The sequence below is a fragment of the Cupriavidus sp. LA-1 genome, assembly GCF_055385985.1.
Genome location: NZ_AP031387.1, coordinates 2,243,388 through 2,269,603, shown reverse-complemented (window position 1 = coordinate 2,269,603; position 26,216 = coordinate 2,243,388). Strand labels below are relative to the sequence as shown.

The 26,216-nt window shown below is 65.2% G+C and carries 20 protein-coding genes; 9 read left to right on the top strand and 11 right to left on the bottom strand.

Annotated elements, in window-relative coordinates; genetic code table 11:
- Nucleotide 1: 1 nt before the first annotated feature.
- Together ACZ5MJ_RS10625 and ACZ5MJ_RS10620 are read left to right on the top strand one after the other, a co-directional pair.
- A complete protein-coding gene (locus tag ACZ5MJ_RS10625; RefSeq protein WP_464219219.1) occupies nt 2-397 on the top strand; it encodes a YkvA family protein in 396 nt (131 codons plus the stop codon).
- An 87-nt stretch (nt 398-484) separates the two neighbouring features.
- Nucleotides 485-1,840: an IS1182 family transposase gene (locus ACZ5MJ_RS10620; protein ID WP_464219218.1), complete on the top strand. Its 1,356-nt coding sequence runs from the start codon at nt 485-487 to the stop codon at nt 1,838-1,840.
- A gap of 168 nt (nt 1,841-2,008) precedes the next feature.
- Here the strand turns inward: ACZ5MJ_RS10620 and egtB are convergent, their stop codons facing one another.
- Together egtB and ACZ5MJ_RS10610 are read right to left on the bottom strand one after the other, a co-directional pair.
- Nucleotides 2,009-3,298 (bottom strand): ergothioneine biosynthesis protein EgtB, encoded by a 1,290-nt coding sequence (gene egtB, locus ACZ5MJ_RS10615; protein WP_464219215.1) that lies wholly within the window; start codon nt 3,296-3,298, stop codon nt 2,009-2,011.
- A gap of 179 nt (nt 3,299-3,477) precedes the next feature.
- A complete protein-coding gene (locus tag ACZ5MJ_RS10610) occupies nt 3,478-4,098 on the bottom strand; it encodes an FMN-dependent NADH-azoreductase (protein WP_464219214.1) in 621 nt (206 codons plus the stop codon).
- A gap of 162 nt (nt 4,099-4,260) precedes the next feature.
- On the opposite strand from ACZ5MJ_RS10610, the gene ACZ5MJ_RS10605 reads away from it, so the two are divergent.
- Nucleotides 4,261-5,208 (top strand): LysR family transcriptional regulator, encoded by a 948-nt coding sequence (locus tag ACZ5MJ_RS10605; RefSeq protein ID WP_464219213.1) that lies wholly within the window; start codon nt 4,261-4,263, stop codon nt 5,206-5,208.
- A gap of 203 nt (nt 5,209-5,411) precedes the next feature.
- Nucleotides 5,412-5,831, top strand: coding sequence for a DoxX family protein (locus ACZ5MJ_RS10600; protein ID WP_464219211.1), 420 nt, complete (start codon nt 5,412-5,414; stop codon nt 5,829-5,831).
- Between the two features lie 7 nt (nt 5,832-5,838).
- Here the strand turns inward: ACZ5MJ_RS10600 and ACZ5MJ_RS10595 are convergent, their stop codons facing one another.
- Nucleotides 5,839-7,062 (bottom strand): EAL domain-containing response regulator, encoded by a 1,224-nt coding sequence (locus ACZ5MJ_RS10595; protein WP_464219210.1) that lies wholly within the window; start codon nt 7,060-7,062, stop codon nt 5,839-5,841.
- A 225-nt stretch (nt 7,063-7,287) separates the two neighbouring features.
- Between ACZ5MJ_RS10595 and ACZ5MJ_RS10590 the strand changes: the two genes are divergently transcribed.
- Together ACZ5MJ_RS10590 and ACZ5MJ_RS10585 are read left to right on the top strand one after the other, a co-directional pair.
- Entirely contained in the window at nt 7,288-10,581 is a 3,294-nt protein-coding gene (locus ACZ5MJ_RS10590; RefSeq protein WP_464223699.1) for an FtsK/SpoIIIE family DNA translocase, read from the top strand.
- Nucleotides 10,582-10,614: 33 nt separating this feature from the next.
- Nucleotides 10,615-10,950 carry a cupin domain-containing protein gene (locus ACZ5MJ_RS10585; RefSeq protein ID WP_464219209.1) on the top strand — a complete coding sequence of 112 codons (336 nt, stop codon included), beginning with the start codon at nt 10,615-10,617 and terminating at the stop codon, nt 10,948-10,950.
- Between the two features lie 16 nt (nt 10,951-10,966).
- On the opposite strand, the gene tssE is transcribed toward ACZ5MJ_RS10585, so the two are convergent.
- The 8 genes from tssE to tssB form a co-directional block, all read right to left on the bottom strand.
- Complete coding sequence (tssE, locus tag ACZ5MJ_RS10580) at nt 10,967-11,398, bottom strand: type VI secretion system baseplate subunit TssE (RefSeq protein WP_464219208.1); 432 nt, start codon at nt 11,396-11,398, stop codon at nt 10,967-10,969.
- Nucleotides 11,398-14,106, bottom strand: coding sequence for a type VI secretion system ATPase TssH (gene tssH, locus ACZ5MJ_RS10575; RefSeq protein ID WP_464219207.1), 2,709 nt, complete (start codon nt 14,104-14,106; stop codon nt 11,398-11,400). The genes tssE and tssH overlap by 1 nt, the downstream gene beginning before the upstream one ends.
- 100 nt (nt 14,107-14,206) lie before the next feature.
- Complete coding sequence (locus ACZ5MJ_RS10570; RefSeq protein WP_432260030.1) at nt 14,207-14,692, bottom strand: Hcp family type VI secretion system effector; 486 nt, start codon at nt 14,690-14,692, stop codon at nt 14,207-14,209.
- 15 nt (nt 14,693-14,707) lie between these two features.
- Complete coding sequence (locus ACZ5MJ_RS10565; RefSeq protein WP_464219205.1) at nt 14,708-16,438, bottom strand: OmpA family protein; 1,731 nt, start codon at nt 16,436-16,438, stop codon at nt 14,708-14,710.
- A 10-nt stretch (nt 16,439-16,448) separates the two neighbouring features.
- Nucleotides 16,449-17,084, bottom strand: coding sequence for a DotU family type IV/VI secretion system protein (locus tag ACZ5MJ_RS10560; protein WP_464219204.1), 636 nt, complete (start codon nt 17,082-17,084; stop codon nt 16,449-16,451).
- A gap of 8 nt (nt 17,085-17,092) precedes the next feature.
- Nucleotides 17,093-18,439, bottom strand: a complete 1,347-nt coding sequence (tssK, locus tag ACZ5MJ_RS10555; protein ID WP_464219203.1) for a type VI secretion system baseplate subunit TssK — start codon at nt 18,437-18,439, stop codon at nt 17,093-17,095.
- 106 nt (nt 18,440-18,545) lie between these two features.
- On the bottom strand, nt 18,546-20,093 hold the full coding sequence (gene tssC / locus ACZ5MJ_RS10550) for a type VI secretion system contractile sheath large subunit (RefSeq protein ID WP_464219202.1): 1,548 nt from the start codon (nt 20,091-20,093) through the stop codon (nt 18,546-18,548).
- Between the two features lie 21 nt (nt 20,094-20,114).
- Entirely contained in the window at nt 20,115-20,630 is a 516-nt protein-coding gene (gene tssB, locus ACZ5MJ_RS10545; RefSeq protein WP_464219200.1) for a type VI secretion system contractile sheath small subunit, read from the bottom strand.
- 305 nt (nt 20,631-20,935) lie between these two features.
- Here tssB and ACZ5MJ_RS10540 point away from each other — a divergent pair, with 305 nt between their 5' ends.
- From ACZ5MJ_RS10540 to ACZ5MJ_RS10530, 3 genes are read left to right on the top strand one after another with little or no spacing between them, the layout of a single operon-like run.
- Nucleotides 20,936-23,404, top strand: coding sequence for a type VI secretion system Vgr family protein (locus ACZ5MJ_RS10540; protein WP_464219199.1), 2,469 nt, complete (start codon nt 20,936-20,938; stop codon nt 23,402-23,404).
- Nucleotides 23,405-23,433: 29 nt separating this feature from the next.
- Nucleotides 23,434-25,227: an alpha/beta hydrolase family protein gene (locus ACZ5MJ_RS10535; protein ID WP_464219197.1), complete on the top strand. Its 1,794-nt coding sequence runs from the start codon at nt 23,434-23,436 to the stop codon at nt 25,225-25,227.
- Nucleotides 25,224-26,123, top strand: a complete 900-nt coding sequence (locus ACZ5MJ_RS10530; RefSeq protein ID WP_464219196.1) for a T6SS immunity protein Tli4 family protein — start codon at nt 25,224-25,226, stop codon at nt 26,121-26,123. The genes ACZ5MJ_RS10535 and ACZ5MJ_RS10530 overlap by 4 nt, the downstream gene beginning before the upstream one ends.
- Nucleotides 26,124-26,216 lie beyond the last annotated feature (93 nt).

Here is a 26,216-nt window from a genome sequence, read left to right as displayed (position 1 = left end):
GGTGGCTACCGGTTCGCGCCTGCGCCAGTGGGCGCGCGGGCTCAAAAGCAGCCTGCTGACGCTGTGGTTCTGCAGCCGCCACCCGGGTACCCCGTGGGCGGCGCGGCTGCTCGGCGCGCTGGTGGTGGCCTATGCCTTCAGCCCGATCGACCTGATCCCGGATTTCATCCCGGTGCTGGGCTATGCCGATGACGTGCTGCTGGTGCCGCTGGGCATCTGGCTCACGCTGCGGATGATCCCGGCGGCGGTGAAGGACGAATGCCGCGGCCGGGCGGAAGCCTGGCAGGCTGCCCATGCGCAACGGCCGCGCAATCGCGCGGCCGCCGTGGTCATCGTGGTGGTGTGGGTGCTGCTGGCCTGGCGCTGGCTGGCGCCGCTCGTTAATGCGCTGTCCTAGGAGTTTGTCGGATTTTCGGGATCTCCAGTCGTCCGGCGGGACGGGTTGGGCGTTGATAAATTCACAGTTCGCTGAGTGAGCCCATAGATGAGTCGTTTCGTGCCCGTTGATCGTCAGACCGACTATCTGTTGCCACCGTCAGTGGAGGACTGGTTGCCGGAAGGTCATCTGGCGCGGTTCGTAGTGGAAGTCATCGAGCAGATGGACCTGTCGGAGCTGAGTGGGGCGTACGCGGGTCGCGGCATGGCGGCGCATCACCCCGAGGTGCTGCTTGGCTTGCTGGTGTACGGGTATGCGACCGGAGTGTCTTCGAGCCGCAAGATTGAGAGAGCGACCTATGACTCGGTGGCGTTCCGCTACATTGCGGCGAACACGCATCCGGACCATGACACGCTGGCCACCTTTCGCAAGCGGTTTGCGAGCCAGTTAGAGAAGCTGTTCGTGCAGGTGCTGCTGATCGCGAAGGAGATGAAGCTGGTCAAGCTGGGCCGGATTGCGCTGGATGGCACCAAGGTGAAGGCGAATGCGAGCAGGCACCGCGCGCTGTCGCACGGGTATATCGGCCGGATCGAAGCGCAGTTGCATGAAGAAGTGCAGCAGTTGATGGCGATGGCCGAGACCGCCGATCGAGAGAGTCTGCCAGATGGGATGGATGTACCGGCGGAGATCGCACGGCGCGAAGCGCGACTGAAGGCGTTGGCCGAAGCGAAGGCGAAGATCGAGGCACGGGCGCAGGAACGGTTCGAGCAAGAGCAGCAGGAGTATGAAGCCAAGGTGGCGCGTCGCGAGGCGCAGCGCAAAGACGGCAAGAAGCCGCGGGGCAAGGACCCGGAGCCGCCGCAAGGCGGTGCCAAGGAACGCGACCAGATCAACCTGACGGACGAAGAGTCGCGCATCATGCCGGTGTCCAGCGGCGGCTTCGAGCAAGGCTACAACGCGCAGGCAGCGGTGGATGTCGAGACGATGTTGATCGTGGGCACCTCAGTGACCCAGCAAAGCAACGACAAGCGCCAGGTCGCACCGATGATCGACGTGCTGGGGGCGCTGCCCGAGCCATTGGGCCAGCCTGAGATTTTGCTGGCGGATGCGGGCTACTTCAGTGCGGCCAACGTCGTCACCTGCGAGGCGGCGGACATCACCCCGCTGATTGCGATCCAGCGCGACGCCCATCATCTGCCGCTGATGGAACGCTTCGCCGACGATCCGGCGCCGCCTGAGAGCACCGATCCAATCGTCAGGATGACACACCGACACAAAACGAAGGCGGGGCGAGCACTGTACGGGCTGCGCAAGAGCACGGTCGAGCCGGTGTTCGGCATCATCAAGCGAGTGATGGGATTCCGGCAGTTCTCGCTGCGCGGACTGTCCAACGTCGCGGCGGAATGGTCGCTGGTGGCGCTCGCGTGGAACATCAAGCGGATGAACGTATTACGGGGTGCATAGGGCCGATCAGCGGGCTTCTTGTGCGGTCAAAAAGCACCCGATTGCCTTCCTCATCCACTCTCAAATACCTTCATCGCGTATCACGACTGCGATGAGCCCGCCAACCGAAGCGAACCCCGTCACGACCTGATGTTTTGAATCACGCTTCACCTCAACTCCGACGAACTCCTAGACATCGTCCGCCAGCCGCACCCCTGTGAACTGCCAGCGCTGGTGCGGGTAGAAGAAGTTGCGGTAAGTCGCCCGGATATGCGATTCGGGCGTGACGCACGACCCGCCGCGCAGCACCATCTGGCTGCTCATGAACTTGCCGTTGTACTCGCCCACCGCGCCCGCGTTGGGGCGGAAGCCCGGATACGGCAGGAAGGCGCTGCCGGTCCATTCCCACACGTCGCCGAACATCTGGCGCAATGCGCCTGAGGTGTTCTGCCGGTCCGGCAGCGGCCGCAGCACGCGTCCTTCGACAAAATTCCCGGTGGCCGGCAGGCGGCTGGCCGCGTGCTCCCATTCGGCCTCGGTCGGCAGCCGGCGCTCGGCCCAGCGCGCGAACGCGTCGGCCTCATAGAAGCTGATGTGGGTGACGGGGCTGTCCGGGTCGACCGGATGCATGCCGCGCAGCGTCATCTGCCACCACGTGCCTTCGCGTTCTTCCCAGTAGAGCGGGGCCTGTATGCCTTGCTCGGCCACCCAGCGCCAGCCGTCGGACAGCCACAGCCCGGCGGTCTGGTAGCCGCCATCCTCGATGAACTCGAACCATTGCCGGTTGCTGACCGGGTGCGAGCACAGCGTGAACGGCGCCAGGTAGACCTTGTGGCGCGGCCCTTCGCAGTCAAAGGCAAAGGCCTCGCCGCGGTGGCCGATCTCGACCAGGCCACCGTCAAAGCCGATCCAGTCCGGCGCGGGCCGCGGGTCGGCGATCACCGGCGCCGGCAGTTCCGGGGCGAACGCGGGACGCAGCGGGTTCTGCGCGAACAGGTGCAGGATGTCGGTCAGCAGCAGTTCCTGGTGCTGCTGTTCATGCTGCAGGCCAAGCATGATCAGCGCGGCCTCGTCGTCAGTCTGGGCGCTGCCCAGCAGCGACAGCATCGATTCGTCCACGGCCTCGCGGTAGGCCAGCACTTCGTCCAATGACGGGCGGGACAGCAACCCGCGCTGCGGCCGCGGGTGCCGCGGGCCGACTGCCTCATAGTAGGAGTTGAAGAGGTAGCGGTAGTCCGGGTCGACCAGCTCGTAGTCCGGGATGCGCGCAGCCAGCACGAACTCCTCAAAAAACCACGTAGTGTGCGCCAGGTGCCATTTTGCCGGGCTGGTGTCGTCCATGGACTGCACGGTGGCATCGGCGTCGGACAGGTCGGCCACCAGGGTCTCGGTGGCGGCGCGTACGTGGCGATACTGCGAAAGCAGGGCGGGTTCGTGCGGCGGATGGAGGGCGGCTGCGGGCAACAGGGCTGAAGTCATGCGGGCTCCCGGGGTTGGATCGGTCGATGACTGCAGGCGGCTGGCCGCCACGGCCAATGAGCCGCGGCGGCGCGCCGCCCATGGCACGCGGGGCGCCGTAGCGCCCCGATCCATCATAGACCTGATCTGTCCCCGGGGCGAGCCGGCACCGTCCTGCGGCGCCGGCCGGGCCCGTGGCCTCAGGCGGCCAGGCGGCTGGCGTCGTTCAGCGCCGCGATCTCGGTGCGGGCGCTGGCCAGGCCGGCTTCGCGGAACTCCGGACCCATGGCCAGGCCGTGGGCGCGCACGTAGGTGATGTCGGTAATGCCCAGGAAGCGGAGCACGATATCGACGGTCTTTTCGTGCAGGTCCAGCTCATTCGCATCCTGGCGCACGCCGCCGCGCGACGACACCACGATCACGCGCTTGCCGCCGGCCAAGCCCACCGGGCCGTTCTCGGTGTACGTGAAGGTGCGGCCAGCCTGCGCGATGCGGTCGATCCAGGCCTTGAGCTGGCTGGGGATGCTGAAGTTGTACTGCGGCACGCCCACCACCAGCACGTCGGCGGCCAGGAATTCGGCCAGCCATTGCTCGGTGCGCTGCAGCTCGGCTTCCTGGACGGCATTCAGGCCGTCCTTCGGGCCGCCCAGCACGGGCAGCAGGTTGCCGGACAAGTGCGCCGGGGCGTCCTGGTCCAGGTCGCGCACGGTCAGCTTGGCGCCCGGGTTGGCGGCGACCAGGTCGGCCACCACGCTGGCGGTCAGGCTGCGCGAAACAGAGTTGTCACCGAGGACGCTGGAATCGATCTGCAGGATGTTCATGTCTTTCTCCACTAGGGTGCGGTTGCGATGGATGAAAGATAGCGGCTGGCCATTGGTATCGGTAGTGAGGCAAAATGCAAATGATTGTTCTACCGATGCAACGCCAGTCCGGGCGACGCTCCCTGCCGGGACGGCGCCGCCCGCGTGATCCCGGAGCCATCCATGCAAGACCTCAACGACCTGTCCCTGTTCGCCCAGGTGGTCGAACACGGCAGTTTCTCCGCGGCCAGCCGTGCCACCGGCGTGCCCAAGTCGCGCCTGAGCCGGCGCATCGCCCAGCTGGAGCGCGACCTGGGCGTGCAGTTGCTGCGCCGTACCACGCGCCAGGTGCGCGTCACGACACTGGGTGAGTCCTATTACGCGCGCTGCCGCGCCATGCTCAACGAGGCCGAGGCGGCGCGCGAGGTCATCGAGCAGGCCCGCGAACAGCCCGGCGGCACGCTGCGCGTGAGCTGCCCGGTCGCCATTGCGCAGATCCTGCTGGCGCCGGCCATCGGGCACTTCATGCGCGCCAACCCGGCCGTGCGCATCGAGCTGGAAACCACCAACCGGCGCGTGGACGTGATCGGCGAGGGCTTCGACCTGGCCCTGCGCGTGCGCGAGGCGATGGAAGACTCCAGCCTGGCCGTGCGCACCTTCGGCGAAAGCCAGCTGATGCTGGTGGCGAGCCCGTCGCTGCTGGATAGCATCGGCCGCCCGCGTACGCCGCAGGCGCTTGACGGCATGCCGGGCGTGGGCCAGCAGCCGCACGACGGCAAGCATGTCTGGATCTTGCGCTGCAAGACCGGCGACTCGATCCAGATTGCCTACGACCCGCGCCTGGTCACCGATGAATTCGCGCTGCTGCGCGAGGCAGCGATCGCCGGCGTCGGCGTGGCCATGCTGCCGCGCATGTACTGCCGCGAAGCGCTGGACCGCGGCGACCTGGAACTGGTGCTGCCGCAGTACGACATGCCGGTCGGCACGCTGCATGCGGTGTTTCCGTCGCGCAAGGGCGTGACGCCGGCGACCCGCCGCTTCCTGGATTTCCTGGGCGAGGTCCTGCCGGAGGGCGCACACAAGGCCGGCATGCATGAGTCAAGGCCGCCGTCGATGCATCGGGTGGTGTAGCCCCTTTGCCGGCGCCGTGGCCGGACCGGCGAGGTGTTGTGCCGGCCGCATCGGGACTGGCGGCTGTTGCACATTTGCGGCTTTACCTTCACGCCGGCTCGCACTAAGGTACATGGGCGAACCCTCGCGCGTGAGGGTAAAGACGCTTGAATCGACAACCAGTTCGACAGACAACGCGACAGACAACGGCAAGGAGAATGGCCATGGGTGGCTCTCAGGGTTCCCAGGACTTGGGCAAGGCGCTGCTGCGCATCATGCTTGGCGTGCTGATCCTGATGCACGGCATCGCCAAGCTGGCCGGTGCGGTCGGCATGGGCTTTGTGGCGAAGGTAGTCGCCGACGCCGGGCTGCCGGCATGGCTGACCTACGGCGTCTACATTGGGGAAGTCGTGGCCCCGATCCTGCTGATCATCGGGCTGTGGAGCCGGCTGGCGGCGCTGATCGTGGCCATCAACATGCTGTTTGCGCTGTTCCTGGTGCACGCCAAGCAGTTCGGCATGCTGGCCGATACCGGCGGCTGGGCGCTGGAGTTGCAAGCCATGTACCTGGGTGCTGCGCTGGCGGTGCTGCTGCTGGGGGCGGGCCGGTTCAGCGTGGGCGGCATCAACGGCAAGTTCAACTAGGGCGCGGTCAGGCCGGCGGCGTGGCCGCCGCCCGGTCGATAGCATCGGCGATGAAGATTTCCGCGGGCTTGGGCGCGGACCACAGATAGCCCTGGCCCAGCGGGCAGCGCAAGGCCAGCAGCGCGGCCCGCTGGGCGTCGGTCTCGACGCCTTCGGCCACGCATTCCAGACCCAGTTCCCTGGCCAGGCCGATCATGCTGCGGCAGATCGTGGCGCGCTGGCCATGCCCGTCGACATCCGCCACGAACGACCGGTCCACCTTCAATTTCGTGAATGGCAGGTCCGCCAGCAGCTTGAGCGTGGCGATGCCCACGCCGAAATCGTCGATCGCCACGCCGTAGCCCAGCAGCCGCAAGCGGTTCATGACGACCGACAGGGCCAGCGTATCGGGGACCGGGTAGCCCTCGGTCAGCTCCACCGTTAACGACTGCCGTGGCATGCCGCTGGCGGCCACCAGCGCATCGAATTCTTCCAGCACGCCGGGCCGGCACAGGGTTTGCGCCGAGGCATTGATGCCCAGCGCAATGCCGATGCCCGCCGCGCGCAGCCGCTGCTGCGTTGCCAGGCACTGGCGGGTGACAAAGAAGAACACCGGGTCGACCGCGTCCAGCGCTTCGAGCCGCGGGATGAAGAGGTCGGGCTGCACCAGGCCGTGCTCGGGATGGCGCCAGCGCACCAGGGCCTCGGCGCCGGCCAGGCGTCCGCTGGCAATGTCGTGCTGGGGCTGCAACATGACCAGCAGGTCCGTGCCCGCCTGCGTGGCCGCGATCAGTTCCGCGTCGTCGGGCGACCAGGCGGGCTCGGCTGCATCGGAAGCCTGGCGCAACAGCGCATCGGCCAGGATCTCTTCCACCGCATCGCGCGACAGCGGCTTGCGCAGCGCGTGCACGCGCGGGATGCCGGCGGCGTGCGCCAGGCCGCGGTTGGAATCCAGGATGTCTTCGGCCAGGGCCGTGAGCCAGACCCAGACCGGCGGCGCCCCCGCGAAGGCGCGCTGGCCGCGCTGGTGCAGTTCGGCGATCAGCTCGGGGCCATTGCCGCCGGGCATCTCGATGTCGCAGAGCACGACGTCGAACGGCTCGCGCGCCAGGACTTCGGCCGCCTGCGTGCCGTTGTCCGCGCAGACCACGGTCTGCACGCCGACATGGCGCAGCAGCCCTTCGGCCGCGGCCTGCTGGAACGGGTGGTCTTCAACGACGAGAATACGCAGCCTGGCGTAGCGGATCGGCATGGGGGAGGGGAGGCGGCAGGGCGCCTGTCTGAAATGCGATGGGGTTTGGCGCATGGTAGCGCGGTGCCGCTGCGCCAGACGCGCGCGAGCCTGCGGCCTGCGGAATGACTCCCGCAATGCGCCAGAAACGCGCAGCGTTACGAATATTTGCGCTTTCCAATTCAATGGCCGCCTGTCATAACCGCTACAATCGCTGCCCGTAGTTTTGAACATGGCATGTCGATAATGGGTTTTGGCTGGTTCGGATTCTCGACTCTCTGGATAGTACCCCTGGTCTGGCGCCTGGTGACGCGCTGGCTTGCCGGCGAGCGCCGGCTGGCCGGGCCGGGCTCGCTGCGCGTATGGCTGGGCACGCTGGCCGTGCTGTGCGCAAGCGCCTGCCTGGAAGCGCTTACCAGCGGATCCGATCCGGCATCGACCGCCGGTGGCTCCGCCGGCCGCGCGCTGGCCGGCATGATCGGCAAGCTGTTTGGCTGGACCGGCTCCTTGCTGCTGATGTTGGGCGTGCTGGCACTGGTCGCGCCGATGGTGTTCGGCGAAACCTGGCGCAGCCTGTTCTCGCGCAAGCCGCGCCGCGCGGCAGCGCCCGACGCGGCGCCGGAAGAGCCGCCGGTGTCCTTTGCCGCCACCCAGCCGATGCGCGAGGCAGAGCGCTGGGATACGCCGTCGGCAGGCAACGCCGGCTGGAGTGCGCCGGCCACGCGCCATCGCAGCTTTGAAGCCGTCTCCGCACGCCGCCAGCCCGCCTGGCAACCGCCGCGCCGCACGCGTGAATCGCCGCCGCAGCCGGGCGAGATCTGGCTGCACCATGCTGAATCCCCGGGCGCGGTCAAACCGGTTCGCAGCACCCAGCCAGCGCCCGCCGCGGCGGCGCCGGCTCCGCGTCCTGCCCAGCCGGCCGCACGCAAGCCGGTCAAGACTGCAGCGCCCGCGCCTGCGCCAGCACCCGCGCCTGCTCCGGCACCGCGGCCAGCGCAGCCGCTGCGCGGCACGGTCGTCAGCAGCCCGTTCCGCCAGCCGCAGCCGCTGGTGCGTTCGGCGATCACGACGCTGCCGGAAGCTTCCGCCAGGGCCGCTGCCGCGGCCACCGTGGCGGCGGCCGTGACGGTTCCGGCCGAGGCTGCAGTTACGGCCGCGGCGCCCGCCATTGCCGAGCAAGACGTAGCCGCCCCGGTGGAGCCGGTTGTCGTGTCCGAGCCTGAGCCCGTGATCGACACCGATGCGCCAGCCAGTCAGCCGGTATCCACCGAAACCCCGATCGCAGATACCCCGATCGCCGACGACCCGCCACAGGCAATTGCGACGAACGAGGCCGACGTAACCTCGCTGGCAGCGATCCGGCAGGAAGCGCTCGAGCTGCTGGCCGAACTGCAAGCCCTGGTAGGCAAGCCACCGGTATTGCAAGCGCCTGCGCCTGAACCGCAGCCGTTGGACGCGTCCGCTGCAGAATCGGCAGCCGAGGTTGTCGTTGACGCCGAACCGCCCGCGCCGGCTGGCGTCATCCTGCAACCCGAGCCGGAAGCCGAAGCCGAGGCCGAACCCGAATATCGCGTCGAGCCTGAGCTTGAAGCGCTGCCGGCAGACACGCCGGAAGACACCGCCGCGGAGTTTGAAGCCCAGGTAATCGAGTCGGAGTCCGAGTCCGAGGCCGTAGCCAATGCGGTGGCGAGTTCCGCGATGGAGGAGGGCAGCGAGCCCGATGCCATTGCCCACGCTCCGGCAGAGGACATCGGTACGGAAGCGCCGATGGACGGCAACGGCCTCGTCGGCGAAGCGGCCGAGCCGGACGAGTCCCAGCCTGCTGACGTAGTCGAAGCGTCGGAAGTCACGGAAATCGCTGAAGTAGCCGAACTCCCCGAACTCCCAGAACTCCCGGACACGGCTGAATCGCCCGAAGCAACCCCGCCACCGGTTCCGGCCGCCAAGCCCCGCATCGTGTTGCCCGCTGTCGTCGGCCGCACCGTGCCGCTGTCCGCTGCGGTCCAGCCGGCCCCCGCGCCGGTACCGGTTGCCCCGCCTGCGCCGCGCCCGGTCGTCGACTATCGCCTGCCGCCGGCTGAATTGCTTGAGGGGGAAGTCGACAGCGCCGAACAGGTGTCCGAAGAACGCCTGCGCGAAACCGGCGAGCTGATCGCGCAACGGCTGGCCGAGTTCAAGGTGCCCGTCGCCGTGGTCGGCGCCGGTGCCGGCCCCGTGATCACCCGCTTCGAGGTCGAGCCCGCCATGGGCGTGCGCGGCGCGCAGGTGGTCGGGCTGATGAAGGACCTGGCGCGCGCGCTGGGCGTGACCTCGATCCGCGTGGTCGAGACCATTCCCGGCAAGACCTGCATGGGGCTGGAGTTGCCCAACGCGCGCCGGCAGATGATCCGGCTGTCGGAGATCGTCAACGCGACCTCGTTCCAGGCGCACCATTCGCGGCTGGTGCTGGCCATGGGCAAGGACATCACCGGCAATCCGGTGGTGACCGACCTGGCCCGCGCACCGCACCTGCTGGTGGCCGGCACCACCGGCTCGGGCAAGTCGGTGGCGGTCAACGCCATGATCCTGTCGATGCTGTACAAGGCCACGCCCGAAGACGTGCGCATGATCATGATCGACCCCAAGATGCTGGAACTGTCGGTCTACGAGGGCATCCCCCACCTGCTGGCGCCGGTGGTCACCGACATGAAGCAGGCCGCGCACGCGCTCAACTGGTGCGTCGGCGAAATGGAAAAGCGCTACAAGCTGATGTCCGCGCTGGGCGTGCGCAACCTGGCCGGCTACAACCAGAAGATCCGCGCCGCCGAGGCCGCCGAACTGAAGGTGCCGAATCCGTTCTCGCTGACGCCGGACGCGCCCGAGCCGCTGTCGCGCCTGCCGATGATCGTGGTGGTGATCGACGAGCTGGCCGACCTGATGATGGTCGCCGGCAAGAAGATCGAAGAACTGATCGCGCGCCTGGCGCAGAAGGCGCGTGCCGCCGGCATCCACCTGATCCTGGCCACGCAGCGCCCGTCGGTGGACGTGATCACAGGCCTGATCAAGGCCAATATCCCCACGCGCGTGGCGTTCCAGGTCTCGTCCAAGATCGATTCGCGCACCATCCTCGACCAGATGGGCGCCGAGAGCCTGCTTGGCCAGGGCGACATGCTGTTCCTGCCGCCCGGCACCGGCTATCCGCAGCGGGTGCACGGCGCCTTTGTCGCCGACGACGAAGTGCACCGCGTGGTGGAGCACTGGAAGCAGTTCGGCGAGCCGGACTACGATGAAGCCATCCTCGCCGGCGATCCGGCCGAGGCCGGCAGCGCCGACCTGTTTGGCGAAGGCGGCGGCGATGGCGAGGCCGATCCGCTCTACGACGAAGCCGCCAGTTTTGTGCTGACCAGCCGCCGTGCCTCGATCTCCGCCGTGCAGCGACAGCTGCGCATCGGCTACAACCGCGCGGCACGGCTGATCGAGCAGATGGAAGTCGCCGGGCTGGTGACGCCGATGGGCCGCAACGGCGCGCGCGACGTGCTGGCGCCGGGACCGGGCGACTGACGCGTTCCGTAACCATGACCGCGAGGGGGCAGCATGCAGCCTGAACACGGAAACCTGTTGGCAAACGTCCCGGCTGGCGCTGCGCAGGAAGTCTTCGAGCCGCTGCTGGAACGCCCCGGCCTGCGCATCGAACGCATTGTCTCCAACGGCCAGGCCAGCCCCGAGGGCTTCTGGTACGACGGTCCGGAGGCGGAATGGGTGCTGCTGGTCAGCGGCAGCGCCGGCATCGAGATCGAAGGACGGCCCGGCCTGCATGTCATGAAGCCGGGTGACTGGCTTCACCTGCCCGCCCACTGCCGCCACCGGGTGGCGTGGACCGATGCCAGCCAGCCCAGCGTCTGGCTGGCGGTGCACCACACCGCCGGCTGAGCGCATCCCCCGGCGGTCAGCCCCGATCGCGTTCCGCCTGCAATAATTTCAGCCGGGTCCGGCCATCGGGTGTGAAGTGGGTGCCGAACCGCACCAGCCCGGCCCGATGCAGCTGGCAGCTCATGGTGAAGCTGAGCAGCATGCCGGGCTCGGTCTCTTCGATGGTCAGGTCGATGGCCCGCAGCCGCGGCTCGTAGCGCAGCAGCGTGGTCTCGATTTCGCGCCTGAGCGTATGCGCGGAGGCGGGCAGGTGGCGGTAGATCTTCGACAGGTCGCCCAGGCCATAGTCAGGCAGGTGCGCCAGGCAGCCGCGCCGGCTGTTGAGGATGCGCTGGATGTTGTCCTGCACCGACAGGAAGGTCTGGGTCACCGGGTCGAATTCGTCGACCGCGATCCCGTTGGCAAAGTACCCGGTGACGGCTTCGAACAGGCCGGGTCCGCCGCCCATCACGCGGCCTCCGCGGCCTCGGCCGATTCGTCGAATGCCAGGCCGATGCCGTCCGTCTCGGAAAACGACAGCAGCATCGAAGTCGGCACCCGACTCCCGCCCATGCGTACCAGCAGCTCACGCGACAGGACCGGCAGGATCTGCTGGTCGAGCAGGCTGTCGATATTGCGAGCGCCGGAGTCCGGCAGCAGGCAGGCCCGCACCAGCTCTGCCACCAGGGCCTCGTCGCAATGCAGCGGCACGCCGAAGCGCCGCGCGATCCGGCCGGCCACCTTGCCCAGCTTCATGCGGACGATCGCGGCCATGGCCTGGGCCGACAGCGGGCGATACACCACAGTCTGGAAGCGCGCCAGCAGCGCCGGCTGAAAGTGATCGATCAACTGGGGGCGAATCGTTTCCATCAGCGCGCCGGCAGCGAGCGCTGTGCCTGCTTGCTCCGCTGCGTCGATCGCCGTCACCAATGCCTCGCTGCCGAGATTGGAGGTCATCAGGATCACGGTATTACGGAAGTCGATCACGCGGCCTTCGCCATCGCGCATAAAGCCGCGGTCAAAGACCTGGTAGAACAGGTTGAGCACATCCCGGTGGGCCTTCTCGACTTCGTCGAGCAGCACGATGCTGTAAGGGCGCTGGCGCACCGCCTCGGTCAGCACGCCGCCTTCGCCGTAGCCGACATAGCCCGGCGGCGAGCCCTTGAGCTGCGAAACGGTATGGGCTTCCTGGTATTCGGACAGGTTGATGGTGATCAGCGAGCGCTCACCGACGAACATCAGGTCAGCCAGCGCCCGCGCGGTCTCGGTCTTGCCGACCCCCGACGGCCCCACCAGCAGGAACACGCCCAGCGGCGCGTCTTCGGATTTGAGTCCCGCCCTGGCGGCCCGCAGGCTTTTGCCGAGCGCTGCCAGGGCGTCGTCCTGGCCGACCACGACTTGGGCCAGCCTGGCTTCCAGCTCCAGCAGCGTCGCCAGCTCGCTCGACAGCAGGCTGTCGACCGGCACGCCCGTCCAGTCGGCGATGACCTGCGCGATGGCGGACTCATCGACCTCGGCGTGGAGCAGCGCGGCCTGGCCGTGCTTTGCCAGGGCTTGATGGGCAGCCTGGATCGACGCCGTCAGGTCCCCGCGCGCCGAGGCATCCGATGCAGCCTGCCATTGGGCACGCAATGCGTGCAGCGTTTCGGCCGCATCCTTCTGCTCCGCAAACGCATGCCTCGACTGTTCCAGTTCGATGGCCAGCGCGGCCAGCCGGACATCGATGGCGGCCAGGCGCTGGTTGACCTCCGCGCCCGTTGCGCCCTGGTCGTCCAGCAGCGCGGTGCGTTCGACCTCCAGTGCCGCAAGCTCGGCCTCGCGGGCGGAGATGGCGAGCGGGGTAGCCTGCTGGCTCATGCGCACGCGCGCGGCGGCGGTGTCGAGCAGGTCGACGGCCTTGTCCGGCAACTGGCGCCCGGTCAGGTAGCGGCGCGACAGGCGCACCGCGGCGGCGACAGCGGCATCGGTGATATGCACGCCATGGTGCTGCGCATAGCGGCGCTTCAGCCCGCGCAGCATCAGGCAGGCGCTGTCATCGTCGGGCTCGTCGACCTTGACCATCTGGAAGCGGCGCTCCAGCGCGGCGTCGCGCTCGAAGTACCGCTTGTATTCCGACCAGGTGGTTGCCGCGATGGTGCGCAGTTCGCCCCGTGCAAGGGCGGGCTTGAGCAGGTTGGCCGCATCGGCGCCGCCCGCGGTGTTGCCTGCGCCGATCAGGGTATGGGCTTCGTCGATGAAGAGCAGGATCGGCGTCGGGGACTGCTGCACGGCCTCGATCACGTTCTTCAGTCGCTGTTCGAATTCGCCTTTGACGCCGGCACCGGCCTGCAGCAGGCCCAGGTCCAGCGTGAGCACGCTGACGTCGCGGATGACGGCCGGCACCTCGCCCTCGGCAATCCTGAGTGCAAGGCCTTCCACCAGTGCAGTCTTGCCCACCCCAGGCTCGCCGACCAGGATCGGATTGTTCTTGCGGCGCCGGGCCAGGATGTCCACCATCTGGCGGATTTCCACGTCGCGGCCGAACACCGGATCGATCTTGCCGTCACGCGCCTTCTGCGTGATATCGGTGGTGAAGCGGGCCAGGGCCGATGTGTCCGCCTGCCCCGGCATGGCCGGCGTGCGAGGGGGAGCCGGAACTGGCATGTCATCCGGCCTGGTGGCAGCGCCGGCACCCGGTGTGACGGGCGCAACTGCCTCGACCGAAATCTTGTCGAGTTCATGCATCAGGCGCTCGATCTGCGCTGCGGACACGCTCAGCAGTGGCCAGGCATCGGGCGCACGCAACAGGTGAGGCGCGTCGGCCAGTGCGGCCAGCAGATGTGCCGAGCGGATTGACTGATCCGCCCCAGGCGCCGCGGCTTCAAGCGACGCGCGCAGCCATGCGGCCTCCAGCCACTGGCCGACGCGCTGCGACAGGCCCGGCTTGCCCCGCAGGTCGTGCGGCAGGCGATCGATCGCGCCCAGCAGGCCGTTCCAGATGCCGTCCACGTCGAGTGCATAGCGGCGCAGGATTGCCAGCAGGTCTCCATCGCCCAGTTCCAGCAGCTTGATCAGCCAATGCTCGATCTCTATGTCCCGGTTCGCGCGTGCTTCGCAAAGACTGGCGGCTTGCGCGAGGGCACGGGCGCAATGGTCGTTCAGACGACGAAGGAACGGAGACAGGTCGCGGGCGGTCATGGTATGGCGGAGGAGGGGAATGCGGGAGAATCATGCGGGCGCGTGGTCCGGATACCGGCCACGCGCAAGGACTAGCCGGCATCAGCGCCGGCCGCTGACATCAGGAGCGTTCGTTCCAGCTGTCGGCGTGGATGATGTTGCCGTCCTTGTACGACCAGGTGATCTTCTCGTAGCGCAACTCGATATCTTCCAGATGGTTGTGCTTCTCGAAGGCCGGGTTCTTGATGTCCAGCATCCTGGGCGTGACGCCGACCACCTTCACGTTGTCGAGCCTGGTGTTGAAGTACTCCTTCTCCTTGCCGGCGTCGTCGATCTTGTACCACTTGATCTCGACCGACTTGAGCGTCTGGCCGCTGGTGACAGCCTTGTACAGGTAGGGCGTGGAGGCGTCGGTCTCCTTGGTGAACAGGATCGGCTTGTGCACGCGCGTGCCGGTCAGCTTGCCAGTGTTGGAGTCGGTGGGAATATTGACGGCATGGTCGAACGCCACCACCTCAACGCTGCCCTCACGGCCGGAGACGGTCACGGAACCCTTGATATCGGCACCGCCATCGTCCTTGATCCACATGTATGCGGGAATTGCCATTGCTTCTTACTCCTTTTACTGGAATGAACAGGCCGATCGGCCCGGGGGTGTCCGATCGCCTCGGCTGGTATCGCGGCAATCGGGGACGAGCGTGATCTCGACGCGCCGGTTCGCTGCGCGTCCCGCGTCGGTGTCGTTGGCCGCCTTGGGGCGGGTGTCGCCATAGCCCTGAATCGCAAAATGCGTCGGCGGCAGCCCGGCGGCATCGGCCAGCCAGTCGCGTACCGATGCGGCGCGCGCTTCCGACAGCCTGAGGTTGGCGGCCGGCGTGCCGGTGGCGTCGGTATGCCCGGCCACCAGGACACGTTTTTCCGGATGGGCCTTGATCATATCGAGGGCGCCGAACATGACGCGGTTCGAACCTGGGGCCAGGGTCGCGCTGCCGCTGCGGAACAGCGACAGGCTGTCCAGTTCGATCGTGGCTGGCGGCGGCGCCGGCGGCTGATACCCCGCGATCAGCGCATTGAGCGGCGTGAGAAAGGCCGTGCCGCGATAGAAGCCCAGTCCAAGCCGTAGCGGCACGCCAGTGCGGGCATACCCGTCCAGCAGGTCGCGATCGCGCTTGATTGCCTGCAGCGCGTCGAGGCGCGCCGCATCATGCTCTGGACCGATGGCGCGATAGCGGGCCATGTCCTGCATCACGCGGGCCACCAGCGCGCGGTTCTGCCAGGCCGAGGCGGCCGCGGCGGCGCAGAAGGCCAGGGCCAGCCAGGCAAAGGCATGCGCCAGCGCCAGCGGCAGGGCACGACGCACCGGTTGCGGCGCAATGCCCTGGATCAACGCAGCGGGCAATGGGTAGCGGATACCTTGCGCATCAGGCCGGCCTGTGGACGATGCGTGCGCCAGGGCGGTGATCTTGGCGACATAGCTGGCATAGAGCGAATCCGCGGCCGGCACGCCTGCGGTGGCGGTCACGCCGAACGCCGTGACCCGCGCGGGCCGTCCGTGCCGGTAGCCGTCGCGCTGGCTCTCGCCCAGCGCAGGCAGCAGTGCGTCCGCGGCCCAGCGTGCCAGTGCGTCCAGGCGGGCAGCACGGAGCATCCGGGATTCGCGCTCGGATGGCATGGCGGCCTGGCCGTATTGCTGCAGGCGCCAGGCAATCTGCGTTGGCAAGCCAGCTGCCTGCAGCGGCGCCGTTCCGGAAATGCCGAACCAGGGACAGGTATCGGGCATGCCTGTGGAATCCGCCATATACACTGCCACGCAGACGGGAATCGCGTAGCCCAGCGCGCGGCTCGATTCGCCGATCGCCGAGCGCCAGCGCCTGAGGCCGGCGTCCAGCACTGCGGCGTCCCGCGCCAGATGGGCGGCAGCCAGGTACGCGACGGCATCCGGGCCCTGGCCCGCGCGCCAGCCCCGGAGCGCGGCCGCCACGTGTGCAAGCCGTGTCGGCTCGTCGACGCGCACCCAGATTGCCGCGTCCGTGATGGTGACAAGCGTTGCGCCGAATGCCCGCGCCGGTGCCCCGTGGGCATCGCCGACGACCAGTATCAGCGGCGTATTGCGCCGGATGTCGCCGGGCAGCGTGTCCAGCGTAGCGTTGAGCGCTTGCAGCACGGGCTGTGAGGCTCGCTGCTGTGCGAGCCGGTGCCGGGTCACGATCACGATTGCCAGCAGCGCGAGCGCAAGCGCAAACGTGCCGAGCAGCAGGTTCAAGCCCACGTTCCAGGGTGAGCTGAATGCCAGCCACGCAAGTGCGAGTGCCGCAACCCAGGCAGTGAGCAGGCGGTAGGGGTAGCCGGACACGGCAGCCCTCTCAGCCGGGAATCCGGCCGATGGCCAACGCCAGCCACCGGTCCAGTGCAAGGTAGACCAGGCCGGCCCCCACCACGGAGATCGCAAGCCAGCCGAGCGCCGACAGGTGCGCAAGGCGTCGATGCGGCTTGATGGCCGTGACCAGCACAGGGCCGTCTGCAGGGTGCACGCCGGCACGGTGCAGGCGTTCATCGATGGCGCGCATCAACGCACTGCGGGCCTTGGCACCATCCAGCGCATACCGACCCTGGAAGCCCAGTCCGAGGATCGCCTGGAACACCGCGAGCAGCGGCAGCACCGGCTGGGGCTCAGCCAGCCTGCGCTCGATGCGGGCGATCAGGGCTTCCCCGGCGTCATGGCTTGCGAACTGGTCGACCTGCAGCGGCTGACATTCCCACGCGTCACGGCCGTCGCCCTGCAGCCGGTTCAGTGCCACCTCGTCCAGCAACGCGCATTGGGCGTAGGCGGCATCTTCAACCACATCCGCGGGCTGGCCGCTGGCGCGGACTTCTTCCTGCAAGCGCTTCACCTGGTCCAGGCATTGGGTCCGGAACGCCGCAAAGTCCGGGGCTTGTGCCGTATCCGCAAGTCCGGCGATGGTCAGGGCTGTGTCGCGCAGGGCGAGGGGGATCATCATGGAGCGATTCATGCCGGCAGTACCGCAAACAGCTCCAGCGCCACGTCCGGCAAGGAGGCCGGGACATAGAACTGGCAGGCCCGCGCCTCCAGCATCCGCTGGAAGGCGGGGTGAGCGCTATCGAGCGCGAAATACTGGTTTTCAATGCGTACCGGTATGGCCGCGGGCAGGCGCGACATGGTGCGCAAGGGGATGCCCGGCAGCGCGGAGTTGACGATCTGCTCCACCTCATCCGGCGCGCCAGCCTTGCACAGGCGGGGCAACTGTTCAAGCAGCTTGTGGGCCGGCAGCGCGGCCCGGACCGACAAGTAATATTCGGCCCCCTCGACCAGACGCTCATCGAGGATCTTGCCGGCCCAGACGGTTGGCCGGATGCGCTCCAGCGCAACCGGCACCACCCGAGACGGAATCACGGTATCCAGCAGCGAGCGAATCAACGACTCCAGTTCCGCGAACACAGGTTCCGGGGCAAGATGATCGTAGGCAGGGATGGATTGCAGTGTCTCGGTGGTGGAGAACGTCAGCAGCGATCCTGCCAGCCGGGCCAGCACGGCATAGAGCCGTTCCGGATGCTGCTGCGGTGCCGTGCACAGGCGGGCCAGTTCGGGCCAGCTGCTGTTTACGCTATGCAGCAGCCAGAACAGCGCGACATCCGCCACCGCATAGTCAGCGATCTGGTCCGAGCGCTCGCGCCGGCGCACGGCCAGGCTGGCGCTCTTGGCACGCAGGATCTCGGACAGGCGGTTCATGCGCTCGACCAGACGCTCGCTTGCCGACAGGAAGAGGCAGGGCGGCACAAAGCCCGGATCGCGCTCGAAGCGGCCTTGCGGCGTGCGCACCAGGCGGGCAATGGGACAGGTCACATAGTCAGCGGGCGGCTCGAAGTCGAACAGCAGCGCCAGGGCCTGCCGCTCCACGCTGATCTCTTCCTTGCCTTCGCCATGCAGGTCGGTGATTTCCAGGTACTCGCGCACAAAGCGCCGTGGGCGAGCGGGCCGCTCACCGGCTTCAATACAGTTGCCGCCCTGCGCGTCCACCAGCGGCAGACCGATCAGCACGACTACGGCGTCGACGGCCGCGGGCACATCGGCCAGATCGCGGGGAGCGGGGGTCAGGTCCGCCACCTCGGAATCGACCAGCGCGCCGTCTGGTAGACGCAAGGCGAGCGTATTCACCATAAGCCGATGAATCGCCAGCGCCTGCGGGTCAAGCCCGACCCGGACGACGCCCCATGGCTCGGGACTGGCTACCCGCGCCACCGCTTCATCGGAATGCCGGTCCCACAGCGCCTGCTGCTGGAAATGCTGCGGGGTCATGAAAATGCCCTGTGCCCACAGCGGTCTTGTTATCTTCATCGTGATCGGCTGGTACGCGGAAAGACCCTATTCCGCATGGAGTTCGTGCCGGACCGTGGCGGGATTGCCACCATCCGGCGGTGCGAGGCAGCGACTTGCGGGAAGATCAGTTCTTCGCCTTCGGCATCTGCGACACGAGGGACAGGTTGATGTCCATCCCCTCGATCTGGAAATGCGGCACGATGAACAGCTTGACCCGGAAGAAGCCAGGGTTGTCCTCGATATCCTCGACAATGACCTTGGCTTCGCGCAGCGGGTGGGATGCCTGCAGTTCGTCCCCGGGATCCGTCATCTCGGTCACCAGCGTCTTGATCCACGTGTTGAGCTCCAGCTCCAGCAGCCGGCGGTCCTTGGTGGTGCCGATGTTCTCGCGCTGGATCAGCTTCAGGTAGTGCGCGATGCGCGACAGCAGGAAGATGTAGGGCAGGCGCGCGTTGACGCGGCTGTTGGCCGTGGCTTCCCTGGTGTCGTAGAGCGCGGGCTTCTGCGCCGAATGCGCGGAGAAGAAGCAGGCGAAATCGTGGTTCTTGTAGTACGACAACGGAATGAAGCCGAGATTGGCGAACTCGAATTCGCGCGTTTCCGGAATCAGCACCTCGGTCGGGATCTTGGCCTGGTTGCCGGTGCCCAGGTCGTACAGGTGGATCGGCAGGTCTTCGACCAGGCCACCCGCCTGCGGGCCGCGGATCTGCACGCACCAGCCGTTCTTGATAAAGCTCTGCACCATGTTTGCCGCAAAGGCGAACGAGGCATTGGCCCACAGGTAGCGCGTGTGGTCCGGGCCCTTGACGGCTTCCGTGTAGTTGAAAGCGCGTACCGGCACCGTCTCTGGCCCGTAAGGCAGGCGCGCCAGGAAGCGCGGCAGGGTGAGGCCGATATAGCGCGCGTCGTCGGAGTCGCGGAAGCTTTTCCACTTCAGGTACTCGGCACGATCGAAGTAGTTGCCGATATCGCGAATGCTGGCGACTTCCTCCATCGAGTCCTTGCCGAAGAAGGCCGGCGAGACAGATCCAATGAACGGCATGTGCGCAGCGGCGGAAACCTTGGAGATATTGCGCAGCAGGGCAATGTCCTGTGGGCCGCGATCGAACTCGTAGTTCGAAATAATCGACCCGATCGGCTCGCCGCCCGGCGTGTCGTATTCCTGGATGTAGGTGTGCAGGTACAGGCCGCTCTGGATCACCTCTGGCGTGTCCTCGAAGTCCTGCCGCAGCGCATCCTTGGAAACGTCCAGTACCTCGATGCGGACGTTCTTGCGGAAATCCGTGCGATCGACCAGGAACTTGAGGCCGCGCCACGCCGACTCGATCTGCTGGAACGTGTCGTTGTGCATGATCGCATCCAGCTGGCGGCTGATCTGCTGGTCCAGGTGCTCGATATGGAAATCGAGCAGGCTCTTGTCCAGGCGATCCACCTGCTGCGACGATTCCTGAATCATCTTCAGGAACACATTCATCGCCTGCGCTACGCGTTCGTCCAGTGACGATTCGGAGAGCGCGTCGGCGCTCTGGAACGACTCCACCGGCCGGGTGGTCTTGACCGGCGTCAGGTTGATCTTCTCGCATAGCGACTCATAGACGCTCTTGCCGGGCGCATCCAGGACGATGGTGTCGGATTCGTTGTTGCCGCGGACGGCACTGTCATGCTTGTTCATGGCACTGGCTCCTCAAGGAATTTACCGGGCACTCGGGGAGGCCGGGGCGGCCTGGCCGATCTTCTGCAGGTCCGTGCGCAGGCGCTCGGACAGGGCCGGATCCATGAGGATCTTCTCGAGTTCACGGCGGAACATCGCGTTGTCGAGCAGGTTCGACTTCAGGTCCCGCAGCAGATTGCGCGCGGCCATCAGCGCACGCAGTTCCGGTACCCGTCCCGCAACGACTTCTGGCTTGAAGTCATCCATGGACCGGAAGTCGAGATCGACCGGCAGTTCCGTGCCATCGCCGGTCAGCGTGTTCTCGACGGCGATCTTCGCCTTCGGATTGAAGTCGGCAAGCACCGCGTTGAAGTTGTTCTTGTCGATCGATATCTTCCCGCGCTCGGCAACCGCCCGGCTGTCCTGGCCGTTGCTGTAGTCGCCCAGCACCAGTAGCTTGAGCGGCAACTCGACCTTCTTTTGCGCACCACCGGTGTGCAGGTCAAGCTTGATGTTGACCCGTGCCTTGGGCACTTCATTCTGAAAGCTTTCGGCCATTCTTCATTCCTCTTCTTTGTCTGAAATCAACGGTTGTGGATGTTTGAAGTCGCGGTGATGGCGAGATCGCTGCGCCACTAGGACGGAATTTCTAACATGGACGATACGGGCCGTAACATAGGAAATTACTTATTCTTCAATCGAAATTTACTTTGGAATTAATGAAACGCAATAAAGTGCAATATTTGAAGAAAATGGATACCGGCCTTAACAATTTGGAGTTACCGTGCGGCGCAACGGGCATTGTGGCGAGCGATGGTTTGCTGCCGTGGCAGGCTCGTACAAGCTGACAACGGGACTGAACGATGGCGAATCTGGAAAGAGGAATCGAGAATTGCGGCAATGCGCTGCTCAGGCACATCACGGGGCGGCAGGTATACTTTGTCGACGTGCCGGGAACGGCCAGCGCCGCGGCGCTGTCGGTCGTCGCCTTCGAGGCTGTCGAGCGCCTCGGCGATCCCTACACGGTCACCATCCAGCTGACCCATCCGCTTGCACTGGATCGCGCCGACTACCTCGGCAAGGCGGCGACATTCCGGATCGATCCCACCGACGGCACCGAAGCACGGCAGTTCGCCGGCTGTATCACGCGCTTCAGCAAGACCCGGCAGACCCACGACTTCTGCGGCTACGAGATCGTCATCGAGCCCCTGGTCGCGCGCCTGAAGCTCACGCACGCCAGCCGCACCTACCAGCAGCAGACCGCCCCCCAGATCATCGAGGCCATCCTGCGCCGCCATGACCTGCGCGGCCACCAGTTCGCCTTCAAGACTCGGCGAAAGTATCCGCAGCACAAGTTCCGCTTCCAGTACCAGATGTCGGACTGGGCCTATATCCGGCTGCTGATGGAGCAGGAAGGCCTTTACAGCTACTTCATGCCCGGAAAGTTCGGCGAGATGGTGGTGTTCGGCGACGACATCGACCATTACATCTACCAGCCGGAGCTGCGAGTGCCGTACCGGGAGACGGCTGGCCTGGAGTCAGGCATCGAGGCGGTGTCCGACCTGCGGACCCATGCCCGGACGGTCGCCGAGTCTTTCCGCGTGGCCGACTACAACCCCGACCAGGCCTATGAGCGCTTCGAGGCCGAGGCCCACCTGGCCCGCAAGGACAAGACCACCTACGGCCAGCCCTATGTCTATGGCACGCACCATCTGGACCAGGCTGGTGCCCGGTGGGAAGCGCAACTGCGTCATGAGGCGGCGCTTGCGGGGCAGGTCATCTACGAGGGCGAGAGCAATGTGCTGGCACTACGCCCGGCGCGCATCCTGCGCATGGACCAGGCGTTGCCAGATGCCCCCAACGGGCAGGTGATCACGGAAGTCATCCACAGCGGCGCGCGCGATGCCGCGTACCGCAACACCTTCAAGTCCATTCCCTCGGACCGCCGTTACCGGCTGCCGCTTGCCGAGGACAGCTGGCCGAAGATCCACGGCACGCTGAGCGCGCGGGTCACCTCGCCGGGCCGGTATAAATACGCCTACCTGACCCAGGACGGACGTTACACCGTCCGCTTCGACCTGGACTTCGACAGCTGGCCCAACGGCGGCGAGAGTGTGCCACTGGCGCTGGCCAAGCCATTCGCCGGTGCGCTGAGGACCGGCTTCCACTTCCCGCTGGTGGATGGCACCTACGTGGACGTGGCCTTCCGCGACGGCAATCCCAACAAGCCGTATATCGCCCATGTGCAGCACAACAGCCAGCACATGGACATCATCACCAGCCAGGACCGCTGGCAATCCCGCAACTTGATCCAGACGCAGAGCAACAACAAGTTCCGCATGGAGGACCGGGAGGGGCAGGAGGGAATGAAGTTTTCCACCGAGTATGGCGGGAAGACGCAGTTGAACCTTGGCTACCTCGTTGACCACAAGAAGCAGAAGCGGGGGGATGGATTTGAGTTGCGGACCTCGGGGTGGGGGGCGATCCGGGGTGGGAAGGGGTTGCTCCTCTCTGCCGACGACCAGCCAAAGGCCGAGGGCAAACAACTCGACATGCAATCGGCGCTCAACCAGTTGCAGGTCGCGCTGGCCCAGGCCGAAGGCCTGGGCCATGCCGCGCAGCTTGCCAAGGCGGAGATTGCCGACCTGAAGTCAGAGAACTTGTGGCTCAAAGACAGCGTAAACGCGCTGAAGCAGGCGGTGATGGTGCTGTCCGCGCCGGCCGGCATTGCCGCAGTCACGCCGGACCGCGTGGCGATTGCCGCAGGCAAGGACGTCAGTGTCGCCGCCTCGGCGGGTTTCCATGTCAATGCCATGAAGAACATTGCCATGGCTGCAAGCGGCGCCTTGTCATGCTTTGCTCAAAAACTTGGCATCAAGCTGTTTGCAGCCCGAGGCAGCGTTGAGATTCAAGCGCAGAGCGATGCAATGCGCTTGCTTTCAGATAAGGACTTGACAATCACAAGCGCGCGCGGGCGCGTTGTCATCGAGGCCAAAGAGGAATTGCTGCTCAAATGCGGCGGTTCTTACCTGCGGATGTCATCGACGGGCATTGAAGATGGTACCCGAGGTGATCGATCATTCAAATCCACATCATTTCGTCGCCAGGGTCCGAGTTCACTTTCGCAGGCAATGAACACGTGGAAACACGCAATGTTCAATGATGCCTATGTGGTGCGCAATCCTTCCACCGGGGAGCCGCTAGCCAATGCGAATGTGGCGCTTCTCCGTGAGGATGGGACTCATCTGAAAGTGGCAACGGACGCGGCGGGACGAACGCCACTGCAGAAGAGCCTATTTGTCGAGCCAATCAGAATCCGGCTGCTGGGCTAATCCCGGATACCATAAATCGAGTTAGTGCCATGGCTGATACCCAATCCGTTCTCTACCAGAGTATCGTCGACGACGACGGCGATCAATATTGTTCAGCGACGTTGACACCAACTGAGGATCAGCGCGAGAAGATTGTTCTTGCCAAGCCCTATGTAATCCCGATCGTTTTCCTGCCCGGCATCATGGGTACCAATCTGAGGAAGAAGGAGGGAAAGACCATCGTCTGGCGTCCACCCAACGCGGACCTGCGTGGCGCGGCTGATCTGATCGCCCAACTCTTCAGCTATCTGTTCAAAAACACGAAGGATCGAGCCAATGATCTGGCGACGGATACCGTCGAAGTCGATCCAAGCGGGCCGATTGATGCCGGTCGGAGTGGGCTGCCGAAGAACGTATTGGTGGGACGCGGTTGGGGGGCGTTGATGCGCTCTTCCTACCATCCATTCCTGGGTCAACTTCAGCACTTGCTGAACTCGCTGGCCGAGTATGACTTCGAACATAACGAAGCCAACTTGAAGAATTGGGCAGCGGAGTCCGGGCAGGATGCCCCGAGCGAATGGGGAGCATCGGGTGGTGAGGCACTGACCCGAGAAGAGATACTCCATGCAGCCACCTACCAGTTCGACGTGTGGGCAGGCGGATACAACTGGCTGCAAAGCAATCGTGACTCCGGGGCCGCGATTCGGGAACTGATCGAGAACACGATTCTTCCCTACTACAACGATGGTCAGACCGTTGTCGCCCTAGACACGCCGGATGGAAAGGGAAACAGTGAGTGCCGCATTCGACGCAGCAAGCCGAATCGTCCGCTGGCAGAGAAGGTGATCGTCGTTACGCATTCAATGGGCGGGCTGGTGAGCCGGGCCCTGACGGAGATCCATCAATGTGACAAGGTGCTCGGCGTTTCCCATGGTGTGCAACCGGCTACCGGGGCGCCGGCTACTTACAAGCGAATGCGGGCGGGCTTTGAAAGCGCGGAGCAGATCTTCCTTGGACGCAATGCTGCAGATGTTGTCGCCATTCTCGCCCAGGCGCCGGGAGGACTCGAGCTGTTGCCGACTGCTGACTACAACGGAGGAAAACCTTGGCTGATGGTCCGAGATAGGGCCACCGGAAAGGATATCCTGCATCCATTGCCTCAGAAGGGCGATCCTTATGGCGAGATCTATCGATCGCCGGCATGGTACGGCTTGGTGCCTGATGGAAATCTACGCTTAATGAACCCTGCAGAGCGCGATATGGTCAGCACTTCAGATAGCGGTTTTAGACCGGATGAAGGGTCGCCGCGGAAGTCGATGAATGACGTTATTGCCAAAGTACGGGAGTTTCACGAATCAATCGAACGGCGATATAAGGAGCCAACCTACGCCCACTACGGCTCGCAAGGGAAGAGGGACGTTGAGAGTGGCAAGGGAGGGTTGCTTGGAACCGGAATGTTTGCGAGCGAACACCGATTCACTTGGGGGGAGGTGGCTTGGGAGGGAAGAGGCTTTGGCGCGCCGGATCGGGCTGAAGTTCGTGTTGTCAGTGATGATGGAAACGGTGCATTGAGGACATCGTGGGGGCTCAATCTAACTATTGGCGCACCTGACTGTCCGGGGGATGGCACCGTTCCGTACTATTCGGGCGCGGCTCCGGGTAGGGCCGGTATTGAGATGAGTTTCGCGCATGGTCAAGGTAATTCCGGGCAGCACAATATGGACTTCTGCTACGACCATCAAGGGAGCTACAGCGACGCATCTCAGCGTTCGCTCTACGCCACGATGTTTGCCATCGTCAAGATCGCTCAAGGTGCGCAATGGCACAAGAGGGAGTCGAAATGAAGAAGCCATGGAGGACCCGTGCAATCGGTCGGCATCTGATCGACTTGCCGGCAGGCGCGAACACCATTGAGAGCTATTCATACAACAAAGTAAAGATCCAACCGCTGGTTGGGAGATTCACGGCGGAACTCTTTAGCAAGTTGGTTGCTCAAGAAGAACGAGCACTGCGGGCCACTAAGCACGCGAAGCATGGCAGCATGTTTATCGACCGAGTCTCCCACGAAAATCAGGCTGTCACGCTGATCTCTTGGAATAGACCGACCGGGGAAATACTGTATCGCTTTGAGACCTATTTTCTCGCCGGGTCGAGGGCGCTGAAGTACTCCGGAGATGTTGATCCAGATCGAAAGCAATCTGCTTTGACTGTGCGGGAAGAATTGTCCCGAGAATGGCGCCAGATTCCCGATGGCGAAGCCCATGCTGGGATTGGCTACGTGGCTGATGACGCAATTCTGGTGGATAAGACTTTGAACCTGGAAAGCTGGCGCATGGCCATTCAACTGGCTGGCAGGCCGGATGTGTCATTCACCGTAACAGCTTACACGCAGCGCACCGTCGAGCCCGGACTGCGGGCGCGAGCAGGCGGGGTGCTCGCGACGCTGCTCGGTACAGTAGCAGGCGTCGGTCAATTGCGAAACCGTGAACGGCCGGTCGGCCCTATTCAAGCCGATGAAATCCTCATTGCAGGGACGCAGGATGGTAAGCGCACCTATGGTTTCAAGTGGGAAGCGCCAGGCAAGGCGGACTCATTGGCAGAGCCCAACCTGAATGTGTCGTTGCAAGTTGGGGAGAGTGCGTATTCCACGAACAAGGAATCGTTTTCCAGCGACGAAGAGGCGCTGGAACTATGGGATACGGTGGTTGATTCGCTGCGTCTGCGTCCGGGGGCTGTATGAAGGTACTATCTCGCCGCCGAGTCCTTTGGACATTCGCTGCTGGCTCACTTGCATTCCCGGCTTCGGTTCTTCCATGCATTTGGGACTGTGCCT